The following is a 12,874-nucleotide window of genomic DNA, read 5'->3' on the forward strand; positions in this document are numbered from 1 at the left end:
GGGCTTGCTGTCGATCCAATAGGCACCCTGCAACGGCATCCCCAGGAACTGCTCGTTGATCTGGTCCATGGTCGCCTGCGGATCCAGCTTGGCGAACAGTTCTGGGTGCACCCATTTGGCCAGCGACTCAATCGCCAGCAGGTTGTACGGCGAGTTGTAGAAGTCATGCCACAGGCCGTGGGCATTGCCTTCTCGGATGGCGCGAAGGTTGGCGAATTCCGGGCGTGCCAGCACTCGGTCGAAGGCTTCACGCGCCTCGTCGTTGCTGACGCCAGCCCCCAGGATCAGCCCAGGCTTGTGGTTACCGGTGGCGACATAAATATCCGGATCCGCTTTCAGCGCGTACTCCACGCTGATATCCCCCAGCGCCCCCGGCACCACGTCGGCGGCGATATTGCGCCCGCCCACCAGCTTGATCACTTCACCCATGCCGCTCTTGCCGGTGGTATGCCCCGGCGCTTGCCAAACGCCGGCCAGCAGTTCGAGGAACACACTCGGGCGCGGCCCCGCCGGCAAGGTGGCGACCGCATCGGTGATCACCTTGATGTGCTGGTCATAGAAACCCAGGAACGCCTTGGCCTGGGCTTCACGCCCCAATGCTTGGCCCAGCGCGGTCATGCTGGTGTGAGTGCCCTGCACCGGGTTGATGCGGAAGTCGACGAACACCACCGGAATGCCCGCCTTGGCCAGCACATCGGCGACCGGACTGTGTTCGGTCGGGCCGTGACCGGAAATACTGAACACCGCCAGGTCAGGTTTCAACGAGAGGATTTCCTCGGCGCTGACGCTTTGTTCCGACGCTTGCCCGATCAGCGGGATGTCTTTCACTGTGGGAAATTTCGCCACGTAGGCGTTGTAGGTGTGTTGGTCGAGCAGGCGCAAATCGTTCTGCCAGCCGACGATGCGCTGGAAGGGCGCGTCCTTGTCCAGCAACGCAAACGCCGAAATCAACCGGCCTTCACCTAGGACAACGCGCTTTACGGTGTCAGCCACTTCGACCTTGCGGCCCAGCACGTCGGTGACTTCATGGGCGGCAGCGGTTTCGGCATAGCCGAGGACAAGGGCGCCGAACAGCACGCCCAGCTTGAGCAGGTGACGGGGTTTCAACATGGCAGGGGCTCCAGGTGAAGGCGGCGCATCAGACATCGCTCCAGCGCCGCAACAGGTTGTGATAGGCGCCGCTCAGTTGCAGCAGCGCGTGGTGGTCGGCGTCTTGGGCGGTGAGGGTCTGGATCGCCACATCCATGTCCAATAGCAACTGGCGCTGGCTGTCTTCGCGCACCAGGCTTTCGATCCAGAAGAAACTCGCGATGCGTTCACCGCGGGTCACTGGGTTGATCTTGTGCAAGCTGCTACCGGGGTAGATCAGCAGGTGGCCGGCGGGCAGCTTCACCGCGTGCTCGCCAAAGGTGTCGCGGATCACCAGCTCACCGCCGTCGTAGCTGGCCGGGTCGGCCAGGAACAGCGTGGCGGAGATGTCGGTGCGCACCCGCTCGCGCACGCCCTTGATGCCGCGAATAGCGTTGTCGATATGCCAGTCGAACGCTTCACCGCCGCTGTAGCGGTTGAACAGCGGCGGGTAGATGCGCTTGGGCAAGGCGGCCGACATGAACAGCGCGTTGTCCGACAGCCGCGCCAGAATCTGCTCACCGATGCGCAGGGCCATTGGCGAATCTTCCGACAACTGTCGGTTGTTTTTCGCCATGGCCGAGCGCTGTCCGGCGGTCACCTTGCCGTCAACCCAGGGCTGATCGAGCAAGGTGGTCACGGTGGTTTCGACTTCGCTGGCGCTGAGCAGCGCCGGGATTTCGATCAGCACGCTTCAGAACTCATAGTCGACGCTGGCGGTGAGGGTGCGCCCGGCACCTGGGATGCCGTAGAGCTGGAAGCCATCGAGGGAGGCGCCAACCTGGCTGTAGTAGAACTTATTGAACACGTTGTTGAGGTTGAGGTTGACCGTGGTGTCCTTGTTCACTTTGTATTGCGCGGCCAGGTTGCTTAGCCAGTAGCCGGGAGCTTTTTCGTGGTCGCGGGTGTAGATCGCGTACACGCCGGACGGGCCGTTGGCGTAACTGCTGTTGTTGTTCAAACCGCCGACGTATTTGTTGTCGGTGTAGCGGCGTCGGCCCACGTATTGCTCGCCGTAGCTGAGGCTCAGGGCGTCGGTGACGGCGTAGGTGGTCCACAGGTTGGCGGTCAGGTCCGGGACGTTCTTGGCTTCGGCGCCCTTGTTGATGCCCTTGGTCTGGGTGCTTTTGAGTGCCGAGAACCCGCTGTAGGCGGTCCAGCGCGGGGTGATATTGCCTTGCAGGCCCAGTTCGATGCCGTCTACACGCTTGGCGGGCAAGGCACGTACCGGGGCGGATTCGCCGTCCTGGTATTCCCAGGCATTGTCCAGTTCGGTACGGAAGATCGCCGCCGTGACATTGAGCCTGTCGTGGGCAATGTCCCACTTGGTGCCCAATTCATAGGTCTTGGACTTGGCCGGGCTGTAGTTGCTGGTGCTGGCTGCGCCGTAGATCTGGTTATTGGTCGACGCGCCCAGTGCCGACGGCTGCGCCGCTTCGCTGTAGGACACATAGATGCTGCCGTTGGGCAGCGGTTTGAACACCGCGCCAACGCGACCGCTGACGGCACCGTCAGTGCTGCTGATGCTGGCCTGGCCGCGTTGGCTGGTTTGTGCGCGCCAGTTGTCATAGCGCAGCGAGCCCAGCACTTGCCACTGCTCATTAAGGGTGATGGTGTCGCCCAGGTAGATCCCGGCGTTGTCGATCACTGAGCGCGGGTCGCCTTCGCCTTTGGTCACGTAGGTGCTGGCGAAGCTGTGGCTGGGGTCGTTCATGTCGAACAGCATGTTGCCAGCCGGCACCTTGGCGTTGCGTTTCAGGCCGCCGTAGGTCTCGTGATAGAACTCCAGGCCGCTGACCACGGCGTGTTGCAGGCTGCCGGTGGTGAGGTTGAAGTTGAAGTCGGTCTGGTTGTCGAGGATGGTGTAGCGCTTGGACAACCCGAAGTCACTGCCGCGCAGGATGCCGTAGGCCGTGTTGCTGTTGTTCACGTAGTCGGTGTAGGCATTCACCGTGCTGCCCGGCACTTGGCTGATCGGTCCTACACCGGTGTAGCCCAAGGTCGCACAACGGGTGCCGGTGCAGGTTTTCTGGCCGTTGGCGTTCGCGGCGAAGAAGCGCGCCGGGGAGAGCACGGCAAAATTGTCGCTGCGTTCCCAACGCGTCTGGTTGCGCAGGTTGGCGTCATTCCAGTCGAAGTCATGCTCGAAGCGCGCCGTGAGCGAGGTGGTTTTGTTCTCCTGGGTGTAGAGGCTCGAGTCGCCGTACCAGTTGGAGCGCTTCACGCCGGGCATCCGATCGCCATTCGTCCCACGCTGAATCGGCACGCCGCCGTCCGGGGTGTTGGTGTCTTTCTGGTAGAAGGTGTCGACGAAAAAGCGCGTGTCGGTGCCCAAGCCAAAGCCGAACGAGGTGGCAATGCCCCAGCGGTCGTAGTCCACGTCGTCGCGCTCGGCCACCTGGTTGTAGTGCTTCATCAGGTTGACGCGTACGGCGGTGGTGTCGTTGATCTGTTTATTCAGGTCGGCGGTGAGGCGTCGGTAGGCATCGGTGCCGATACCGGCGGACACGCGGTTGGCATCACCCAGGTGCGCTTCTTTACTCACCAGGTTGACGCTGCCACCCACGGCAGACACGCCGGATTCGATGGAACCGGTGCCCTTGAACACTTCCGCCTGTTGCAGGTTGAAGGTGTCGGTGCGCGTGGACATGCCCGCATCGCGCACGCCGTCGACGGTCAGGCTCTGCTCGGAAGAAAACCCGCGAATCGAAAACAGGTCGCCCCAGCCCAGATTGCCCTCACCGGACATGAAGGTAATGCCCGGCACGTTGCGCAACACTTCTTGCAGCGTCTGCGCGTTCTGCTCCTTGAGCACCTGCTGCGGCACGATGGTCACGCTTTGCGGGGCGTCCAACAGCGGTTGGCTGATTTTTGCCGAGGTCACCCGGTCCACTTTGAACGTGGAGGTGGCTTCGCCACCGACCTTGATTTCCGGCAGGCTCAGCACCGAATCGTTGGACGTGGCCGTTGGCGCGTCAGCCAAGGCAACCGGTGCGACGCTGCCGGCAGCCAGCAGGCCGAACATCGGTGCCAGGGTAGTGTGCAGGGTGCGGCTGCGAGGTGTGGGCAATGACATGAGTGGCTTCCGAGTCTAAATTACAATTACTCTCATTTAGGTTCGGTAGTCTAAAGAGCGATTTCCCCTGCCATACCCCAGGTTTGTATCGCTGGTGCGTGATTATGGTTTCCTACAACATTCCATTACATTTGCCTGCACGGCTGGCTGAACTTTCGGCTATTTGCTGCGCTTCATTGTTTTTCGGATTGACTGCCCATGGCCAAGCAAGACCACCTGCTGATCGTTGATGACGACCCGCAAATCCGCCAGTTGCTCTGCGACTACTTGAGCGACGCTGGCTTCCAGGTGTCCACCGCCGCCGACGGCAAGGAAATGCGCCGTCGTCTGGCGCTGAATGTCATCGATCTGATCGTCCTCGACCTGATGCTGCCTGGCGAAGACGGCCTGAGCCTGTGCCGCGAACTGCGGGTGAACTCCAACACGCCGGTGGTGATGCTCACGGCAAAAGGCTCGTTGATCGACCGCATCGTCGGCCTGGAAATCGGCGCCGACGATTACCTGCCCAAACCGTTCGACCCGCGTGAACTGCTGGTGCGGATCAAGGTGGTGTTGCGCCGGGTGCAGAGCTTTCCCGACCGCGCGCGCCTGGATGAGGCGCCGAGCATCCGTTTCGCCGGCTGGCAGCTCGACACGCGGGCGCGGCAGTTGCTCTCGCCGCAGGGCGTAGTCGTCAGCCTGGGCAACTCGGATTACCGCGTGTTGCGCCTGCTGTTGCAGCACCCCAATCGCCCGCTGAGCCGCGACTTTTTGCTCAACCACGTGTTCGACAAGGACAGCACACCGTTCGACCGTTCCATCGACGTGTGCGTCAGCCGCTTGCGCTCGCAGCTGCCGGCCCATTTGATCAAGACCGTGCGCAACGAAGGCTACATGCTCACCGCCGATGACGTGGTGCTGGAGTCGTGAGACTGCTGCCGCGTTCGTTGTTCGGGCGGCTGGTGCTGATTCTGGTCAGCGGCATGCTCGCGGCGCAGGCGCTGACCAGCAGCATCTGGTACGACCGGCGCCACGGGCAGGTGCTGGAAATCCCCGCGCGGTTGATCGCCACGCGCCTGGCGGACGTGGTGCGCCTGGTGCACAGCGACCCGCAACAGGCGGACCTGTTGATCAAGATGCTCGACACGCCGACCTTCCGCCTGACCCTCAGCGATCAGGCCAGTAACACGCCCAGCACACTTCACGACAGCGACCGTCCGACCGAACGGTTGATCAAGAAGGTGTTGTCGGAAAAAACCGGCTATGCCCAGACGCTGATCCTGTTGCGCCTGTCGTTGGTGGATGGCGAAGGGCAGACCGCCGGGTTGTCGACCCTGCTGGGTTCCAAACCGGTGGTGGGGCAGTTTCTGATCGACCTGCGCTTGCCCGACGGCCGCTGGTTGCAGGTGGATGCCAGCGAAGAACAGGGCTGGACCAGTACCTCACCGTTGGATCTGTTGTTCGATTACGTCATGCGCATTTATTTGTTGCGGGTGCTGGTATTGGTGCTGATCGCGTTGGTGGCGGTGCGCCTGGCGATCCGCCCGCTTAACGCGTTGGCCAAGGCGGCCGAAGCCCTGGGTCGGGATATCCAGCGTCCGCCGTTATCGGTGGACGGTCCTACTGAAGTGCGCCGCGCCGCTCAGGCCTTTAATGCGATGCAACAGCGGTTGATCGCCAACATCGCCGAGCGCACGCGCTTTCTGGCGGCTATTTCCCACGACCTGCGTTCACCGATCACACGCCTGCGCCTGCGCACCGAAATGCTGGAAGACAACCGTACGAAGGAACGTTTTCGCAGCGACTTGGAAGAAATGGAGCACATGGTCGCCAGCACCCTGGATTTTGTCAGCAGTGGCGAAATCAACGAGGCGCGGCAGAACATCGACATCAATGCCCTGTTGCAAAGCTTGCAGGCGGATCTGCAGGACGTAGGCGAAAACGTGGTGATCGAAGGTCGGGCAAGACAGCCACTGCCAGGGTACGCCCGCAGCCTCAAGCGTTGTGTGCAGAACCTGCTGGAGAACGCGGTGCGCTATGGCAGTGAGGTGGTGGTGCGGGTCGAGGACCAGGCGGATAGCTTGAAGATCGTCATCAGCGACCGAGGGCCGGGGATTCCCCAGGCACAGCTGGAACAGGTGATGGAGCCGTTTTATCGGGTGGAAGGCTCACGCAATGCCGAGACCGGCGGGTATGGCTTGGGGTTGAGCATCGCTCACACCATCGCCAAGGCGCATGACGGGCGGTTGAGTTTGCGTAATCGGGAAGGTGGGGGGCTGGAAGTGGAACTGCTTTTGTGGCGAGCGGGCTTGCCACAGGCAAGCCCGCTCACCACAAAATAAGCGGGCTTCTAGGGGATCAGGGCATCAAGCCCCGTGGCACTTCTTGAATTTCTTCTCGCTGCCGCACGGGCAAGGATCATTGCGACCCACGTCCTTCAAGGCATTGCGCACCGGCTCCTGGTGAGCGTGGCCGCAGTTCGGGCCGTGGACATGGCCGTGGTCGTGATCATGGTGATCGTGATCGTGATCGTGGTTGCAGTCAGGACCATGGACATGGGGTTGCTGAGTCATCGATGTCGCTCCGGAATAAAATCGCCGGGGATTATCTCGCCATTGTGGTTCACCTGCACGTCATAACCGATGAATAATCCGGTTTTCAGCTCACCTTCCAGGCGATAGGGCACCGGCCGGTCAGGATTTTTCAGCATCTGCACCACATCGCGAATCTGCGGCCAGAGGTTGGTGCGCACCGACACCCGGAAAAACTTATGACTGCGCGGCGGTACGGTGAGCCATTCGTTGGACTCGCCTTCGGTCAGCACAAAATCATCCAGCGTCACTTTGTAGATCAGGCCGCGCACGGTCAGGTCGGCGTCGTCGCGGTTGTCCACGCGAAAATACAGCTTGAATTTCTGCTCCAGCAACTTGGCGCGCACCACTTCGACTTTGACCAGGGAAACGTGGGGCGGCGGGGAATCGTCTTCGAACCACGAGGCGCAGCCGGTAAGGCCAAGGGTCAACGCCAGCAGCAAGCTGTACATCCGGAGCATGGCGTTAATCCTTTGAGGGTTTAGAGGTAGCTGGAGCAGCACTTCTTGAATTTCTGCCCACTGCCGCACAGGCAGGCATCGTTACGCCCGGCCTTCACTTCCACCGTCGGGTCGATGAAGTACCAGCGCCCTTCATTCTGTACGAAAGAGGACTGCTCGCGGTGGCTATGTTCGCCAGTGCTGTCATGCCAACGCGCGGTGAAGGTCACGAAAGCGTGTTCCGGCTGGCCGCCGAACACCTCGGAGCTTTCCACCTCCAGGCCGAGCCAGGTGCTTTGGGCGCTCCAGGCGCCGATGGCATTTCGGTCCAGACCAGCCTGTTGCGCGGGCAGCGTGGTAGCGACTAGGTAGTCCACCAGGCCCAGCACGTAGGCGCTGTAGCGCGAGCGCATCAACGCGGTGGCGCAAGGTGCCGGATGGCCGGCGTGATAATGACCGCAGCAGGCATCCAGCAGGTTGCCACTGCCGCAGGGGCAAATGGATGTACTCATCGGGTTACCACCAATACTTTCCGAAGTTTTCCGGGTTGGCCCAGAAGCGGGCGTTGAGCCAGTCCGGCACCTGTTTATAGTCAAGCAGATCGTAGGTAAACAGCGTCAGAACCTGCTCATCACGCTGGAAGCGCTCGCCGGCCTGCAGGGCCAGGGAGAAGAAGTCGGTGTCCTTCCAGTCGCAGGCGCCCAGGTCCACCAGCACCGCGATGCGGCTGGCATTCAGATTGCGGATGCCGCCCAGCAGGGTCAGGCCTTGCGGTTTTGACAGGTGCTCCAGGCAGTCCACCACCAGCGCCAGGTCAAACCGCTGTGCGGCAAGCTCTATGGGCAACGCGCCCGGTGCCGCGACGGACACCTGGGTATCCGGGTGGGCTTTTTGAAAAGCCTCCAGCGCCGGGAACTGGCTGGCGCCCAACAGCAGCAGGCGTTTGGGCTGGTGCAGATCGAGCAAGGCGGCCAAGGCTTGCTGGGGCGTACGGGCAGAAATACCGGCGGTCATCAGAGATCCTCACATCAGGACCGTAGAGACTAGCGCGGCTGAGCGTGCGGGCCTAGAGCGGGCGGCTGTGAAAAGTCCTACAGGCGCGGCGATCCTCAATGAATACAGGGGCGCGGCGTAGTGGCGCAGATGAAAAGAGCCGTCTTTACTCCACCCATCGGCCCCCGCCGATCCCCTCAGGAGAAATCAGATGAGCATCATGCGGACAGCTCTACCCTTGGTTCTGCTAACCGGAGTATTGACAGGTTGCGCAGGTTTGCAAAAAACCGATTGGCCCACCTGTGCTGCCATCGGCGGTGTGACCGGTGCGGCGATCGGTGCCACTGAAAGCTCGGCCTACGCGGGCGCTGGTGCGCTGCTGATCGGCGGCATGGCCGGCGCCTATTGCTGGGTGCACGGCGATGGTGACGAAGACGGTGATGGTGTGCCGGACAGCCGCGACAAGTGCCCAGGCACGCCAAAAGGCGTGCAGGTGGATGCCAATGGTTGCCCACCGGCACCGCCTGCGGCCGTGGTTGAGGAGGTGGTCGTGGTCAAGGAAGAAACCATCGTGATCCGCGATGTGCACTTCCAGTTCGACTCGGCCAAGCTGACGGCGGCGGACAAAACCAAGCTCGACACCATCGCCACGCGCTTGAAACAGGAAGCCCCGAGCGCCCAGTTGCGGGTCAGTGGCCACACCGACAGCGTCGGCAAAGACGCCTACAACCAGAAACTTTCGGAAAAACGCGCCCATTCGGTCACGGAATACCTGATTGGAGCCGGTGTGCCGCGCAGCAATTTTGTCTCGGTGACCGGCGCGGGTGAAAGCCACCCGGTCGCGGATAACAAAACCGCCGATGGCCGCGCCTTGAACCGCCGCACGGAAATCCAGATCAACCGCTGACGGCCCTTGCCCCTGTGCGATCCACAGGGGCATTGCTGCCAATCCTCCCCCTTTATCAACTTTTTTGATCCTTCACTGGCAAAGCGCCTGTGGAAGTCGTTACTGTGCGTCCAAAGAAAAACTAGAAATAATTTTTGAAAATTTTCAGGGGAGCTCCACGATGCGTAAGGTTTTACTGCTGGCCCTGTTGGTCAGCCCCGTTGCCCTGGCTCAAAGCGTCAGTGTGGAACCCAACTCATTGATGCGCCTGCCCAATAGCACCAGCGTGCTGCAACTGGAGCGTCTGGAAGTGGCGGACTACGGCACCTTGCTGATCCCCGCCAACATCAGCCAAGTCACGGTAGATGAACTGCACCTGGGCCGCGAAGCACGCATCGCCATTGTGCCCGGCAACACCGCGCTGCAATTGCAGGTGCGCCATGCGCAGTTGGACCACGGCAGCCAGATCACCTCGCGCGGTGCGCCCGGCACCCACGAAAAACCGGCCAAGGCCGGGCGTGATCTGACCTTGCGCATCAATTCCCTGTCGGCAGAGGAGCTTTCGGTAGACGCTCGCGGCGGCGCCGGTGCCCAGGGTTATTCCGGGTTGGACGGTGCCAATGGCGTGGACCCAGGTTGCACCTGGGGTTCGGCCGGTCGCGGCGCCAATGGCGATAACGGCGGTGATGGCTTGCCTGGCGCGCCAGGCGCGCAGGTGCGGGTCGAGTTGCCGCAGGACTTCCCGGCGCAGCAGATCAAGGTCTGGGTGGACGGTGGCCCCGGTGGTTTGGCCGGCACTGCTGGCAAACCGGGCAAGGGTGGCCAGTCCAAAGGCTGCCTGGTGTACCGCGCCGATGGTGGCGAGAAGGGCCGCCCAGGGTTGGAAGGGCAGCCGGGGCCGGCTGGGCCTGCGGGGACTGTGACTATTCAGCGGCTTTGAATCGTTCGGGCTGACGTCTTCGCGGGCTTGCCCGCGAAGAGGCCCTAAAGAACACCCTTAGAACATCGGCCGAGCCGAAGCAATCGCCACCACCAGCAACCCCACGATCAAATTGATCCCCACCAACCGGCGGATCTGCCCCAGCACCGCAGCCCCCACCGGCCAGTCCTCAGCCGCCACCGCCGTGCGCAATTCCGGGAATTTCAACGCCTGGATACGGATAAACAACGCCGTCATCACCAGATACAAGCCCATCATCACCTGCACATAACGCGGCGCCGTCTCAAACCCATTGAAGCGCAGTTGCAGCAGGCCGATGCCGCTGATCGGCAAAATCGCCACCGCGATCCACACCCACACGAAAAAACGTTGAAACACATTCGCCCACAACCTGAGCCGGGCAGGGCCCTCAAGTGCCGCCACAGCGGCGGGGCGCAGGATCATCCAGGCGAAAAACATACCGCCGACCCAGACCAGGGCGGCCAATACATGCAGGGTGTAAGCGAGGCTAAACGCGGTCATTGTGGTACTCCGTTCTGCGCGGGATTCATTAGCGGGGTATGATAGCCGCCGATCCGAACCACTGAAAATTTATCCAGCGTTTTTTGCGCCCGACTATCCATGATCAGCACTGAACTCAAAACCACGATCCAGGGCGCCTACTCGCGTTTTCTCGAAGCCAAGAGCTTGAAACCGCGCTATGGCCAACGCCTGATGATCGCCGAAGTGGCCAAGGTCCTCGGGGATATCGACACCGACGACGAAGGTCGCCGCGAGGGTGAGCCCGCGGTCGTGGCCGTCGAGGCCGGCACCGGTACCGGCAAGACCGTGGCCTACAGTCTGGCCGCGATCCCCACCGCCAAGGCCGCCGGCAAGCGCCTGGTGATCGCCACCGCCACCGTCGCCCTGCAAGAGCAGATTGTCTACAAAGACCTGCCTGACCTGATGCGCAACAGCGGCTTGAACTTCACCTTCGCCCTGGCCAAGGGCCGTGGCCGCTACATGTGCCTGTCCAAGCTCGACGTACTGCTACAGGAAGGCCACGCGCAAACCGCCACCGCGTCACTGTTCGAAGAAGAAGGCTTCAAGATCGAGGTGGATGAAGTCAGCCAGAAGCTGTTCACCAGCATGATCGAGAAACTGGCCGGCAATAAATGGGACGGCGACCGCGACAGCTGGCCCACTGCCCTGGAAGATTCCGACTGGGCGCGCCTGACCACCGACCACAGCCAGTGCACCAACCGTCATTGCCCGAACTTCGGCCAGTGTGCCTTCTACAAGGCCCGCGAAGGCATGGGCAAGGTCGACGTGATCGTCACCAACCACGACATGGTCCTGGCCGACCTGGCCCTGGGCGGCGGCGCCGTGCTGCCCGACCCGCGTGACACCCTCTACGTTTTCGACGAAGGCCATCACCTTCCCGACAAGGCTATCGGCCACTTCGCCCACTACACGCGCCTGCGTTCCACTGCCGACTGGCTGGAAACCACCGCGAAGAACCTCACCAAGTTGCTGGCCCAGCACCCGCTGCCCGGTGACCTGGGCAAGCTGATCGAACAGGTGCCGGAGCTGGCGCGGGAGATCAAGACCCAGCAGCAATTCATGTTCAGTGCCTGCGAACAGGTGGCGGATTTCAAACCCGGTGAAGACGTCGAAGGCCGTGAGCGGCCGCGTCATCGGTTCGTCGGCGGTTTGATTCCCGAGCACATGCGCGAAATGGGCATTGAGCTGAAGAAGGGGTTCTCACGCCTGACCGACTTGTTCACTCGTCTCACCGACCTGCTCAAAGAGGGCATGGACGGCGAGGTCAACATCGGCATCGCCAGCAACCAGGCCGAGGAATGGTACCCACTGTTCGGCAGCCTGTTGTCCCGTTCCCAGGGCAACTGGGAGTTGTGGACGGCCTTCACCGTTGAAGACCCGGAAGACAACCCGCCGATGGCGCGTTGGCTGACCCTGTCGGAAAGCGGTGCGCTGTTCGACATCGAGGTCAACGCCAGCCCGATCCTGGCGGCGGAAATGCTGCGCCGCAACCTATGGAACGTGGCCTACGGCTGCCTGGTCACCTCCGCTACGCTGACCGCCCTGGGCACCTTCGACCGCTTCCGCATGCGCGCCGGCCTGCCAAAAAAGGCCGTCACTGCGGTGGTGCCGAGCCCGTTCCATCATGCCGATGCCGGTGTGTTGCGGGTGCCGGACCTCAAGGCCGACCCACGGGATGCGGCGGCCCACACGGCTGCGATCATCCGTGACCTGCCGGAGCTGGTAGAAGGTTCGCGCGGAACGCTGGTGCTGTTCTCGTCGCGCAAACAGATGCAGGACGTGTTCGACGGCCTCGACCGTGACTGGCGCAAGCAGGTGTTTATCCAGGGCAACCTGTCCAAGCAGGAAACCCTCAACAAGCACAAGACGCGGGTGGATGGCGGGGACTCCAGCGTGCTGTTCGGCCTGGCGAGCTTTGCCGAAGGGGTGGACTTGCCCGGCGCCTACTGTGAACACGTGGTGATCGCCAAGATCCCGTTCTCGGTGCCGGATGATCCGGTCGAGGCGGCCTTGGCCGAATGGATCGAGGCACGGGGCGGTAACCCGTTCATGGAGATCTCGGTGCCGGACGCTTCCTTGAAGCTGGTCCAGGCTTGCGGTCGCTTGCTGCGTACCGAAGAGGACCGGGGCACCATTACCTTGCTCGACCGCCGATTGGTCACCCAGCGCTATGGCAAGGCTATCCTGAATGCATTGCCGCCGTTCAGGCGCGAAATTTCTTAATCCACCGTGGGCGGATTCGCCCACTTCGTGGTCTATCTCACTGTATTTCATCAGGCCATTCATCGGCCGTCTGGG

13 protein-coding genes are annotated in these 12,874 nt (G+C 61.9%); 5 read left to right on the plus strand and 8 right to left on the minus strand.

Annotated elements, in window-relative coordinates; genetic code table 11:
• The 3 genes from HX793_RS13090 to HX793_RS13100 form a co-directional block, all read right to left on the minus strand.
• The coding region (locus HX793_RS13090; RefSeq protein WP_177096403.1) for an ABC transporter substrate-binding protein at positions 1-1,110 on the minus strand (1,110 nt) is incomplete at its 3' end.
• A gap of 28 nt (positions 1,111-1,138) precedes the next feature.
• The gene (locus tag HX793_RS13095) at positions 1,139-1,819 is read right to left on the minus strand and encodes a Fe2+-dependent dioxygenase (protein ID WP_177096404.1); all 681 of its coding nucleotides are present in this window, start codon (positions 1,817-1,819) and stop codon (positions 1,139-1,141) included.
• Between the two features lie 3 nt (positions 1,820-1,822).
• Positions 1,823-4,204, minus strand: a complete 2,382-nt coding sequence (locus HX793_RS13100) for a TonB-dependent receptor (RefSeq protein WP_177096407.1) — start codon at positions 4,202-4,204, stop codon at positions 1,823-1,825.
• A gap of 198 nt (positions 4,205-4,402) precedes the next feature.
• On the opposite strand from HX793_RS13100, the gene HX793_RS13105 reads away from it, so the two are divergent.
• Together HX793_RS13105 and HX793_RS13110 are read left to right on the plus strand one after the other, a co-directional pair.
• Positions 4,403-5,113, plus strand: a complete 711-nt coding sequence (locus tag HX793_RS13105) for a response regulator (RefSeq protein WP_177050859.1) — start codon at positions 4,403-4,405, stop codon at positions 5,111-5,113.
• Positions 5,110-6,525 (plus strand): ATP-binding protein, encoded by a 1,416-nt coding sequence (locus HX793_RS13110; RefSeq protein WP_177096409.1) that lies wholly within the window; start codon positions 5,110-5,112, stop codon positions 6,523-6,525. Before HX793_RS13105 ends, HX793_RS13110 begins: the two co-directional genes overlap by 4 nt.
• A 24-nt stretch (positions 6,526-6,549) precedes the next feature.
• Here the strand turns inward: HX793_RS13110 and HX793_RS13115 are convergent, their stop codons facing one another.
• From HX793_RS13115 to HX793_RS13130, 4 genes are read right to left on the minus strand one after another with little or no spacing between them, the layout of a single operon-like run.
• The gene (locus tag HX793_RS13115; protein ID WP_034137262.1) at positions 6,550-6,756 is read right to left on the minus strand and encodes an SEC-C metal-binding domain-containing protein; all 207 of its coding nucleotides are present in this window, start codon (positions 6,754-6,756) and stop codon (positions 6,550-6,552) included.
• Positions 6,753-7,235 (minus strand): LEA/WHy family protein, encoded by a 483-nt coding sequence (locus HX793_RS13120; RefSeq protein ID WP_016975046.1) that lies wholly within the window; start codon positions 7,233-7,235, stop codon positions 6,753-6,755. The genes HX793_RS13115 and HX793_RS13120 overlap by 4 nt, the downstream gene beginning before the upstream one ends.
• Before the next feature lie 20 nt (positions 7,236-7,255).
• Positions 7,256-7,726 carry a YchJ family protein gene (locus HX793_RS13125; RefSeq protein WP_177050861.1) on the minus strand — a complete coding sequence of 157 codons (471 nt, stop codon included), beginning with the start codon at positions 7,724-7,726 and terminating at the stop codon, positions 7,256-7,258.
• 4 nt (positions 7,727-7,730) lie between these two features.
• Entirely contained in the window at positions 7,731-8,228 is a 498-nt protein-coding gene (locus tag HX793_RS13130; RefSeq protein WP_177096411.1) for a DUF6231 family protein, read from the minus strand.
• 190 nt (positions 8,229-8,418) lie between these two features.
• Between HX793_RS13130 and HX793_RS13135 the strand changes: the two genes are divergently transcribed.
• Complete coding sequence (locus tag HX793_RS13135; RefSeq protein WP_177096413.1) at positions 8,419-9,114, plus strand: PA1041 family peptidoglycan-binding anchor lipoprotein; 696 nt, start codon at positions 8,419-8,421, stop codon at positions 9,112-9,114.
• Positions 9,115-9,274: 160 nt separating this feature from the next.
• Positions 9,275-10,033, plus strand: a complete 759-nt coding sequence (locus HX793_RS13140; protein WP_177096414.1) for a collagen-like protein — start codon at positions 9,275-9,277, stop codon at positions 10,031-10,033.
• A gap of 57 nt (positions 10,034-10,090) precedes the next feature.
• Here the strand turns inward: HX793_RS13140 and HX793_RS13145 are convergent, their stop codons facing one another.
• Entirely contained in the window at positions 10,091-10,555 is a 465-nt protein-coding gene (locus tag HX793_RS13145) for a CopD family protein (RefSeq protein WP_177096416.1), read from the minus strand.
• Between the two features lie 99 nt (positions 10,556-10,654).
• Between HX793_RS13145 and dinG the strand changes: the two genes are divergently transcribed.
• The gene (dinG, locus tag HX793_RS13150) at positions 10,655-12,799 is read left to right on the plus strand and encodes an ATP-dependent DNA helicase DinG (RefSeq protein ID WP_177096418.1); all 2,145 of its coding nucleotides are present in this window, start codon (positions 10,655-10,657) and stop codon (positions 12,797-12,799) included.
• Positions 12,800-12,874: the final 75 nt, after the last annotated feature.

It is taken from the genome of Pseudomonas reactans (genome assembly GCF_013387025.1).
In the GTDB taxonomy this organism is placed as follows: domain Bacteria; phylum Pseudomonadota; class Gammaproteobacteria; order Pseudomonadales; family Pseudomonadaceae; genus Aquipseudomonas; species Aquipseudomonas reactans.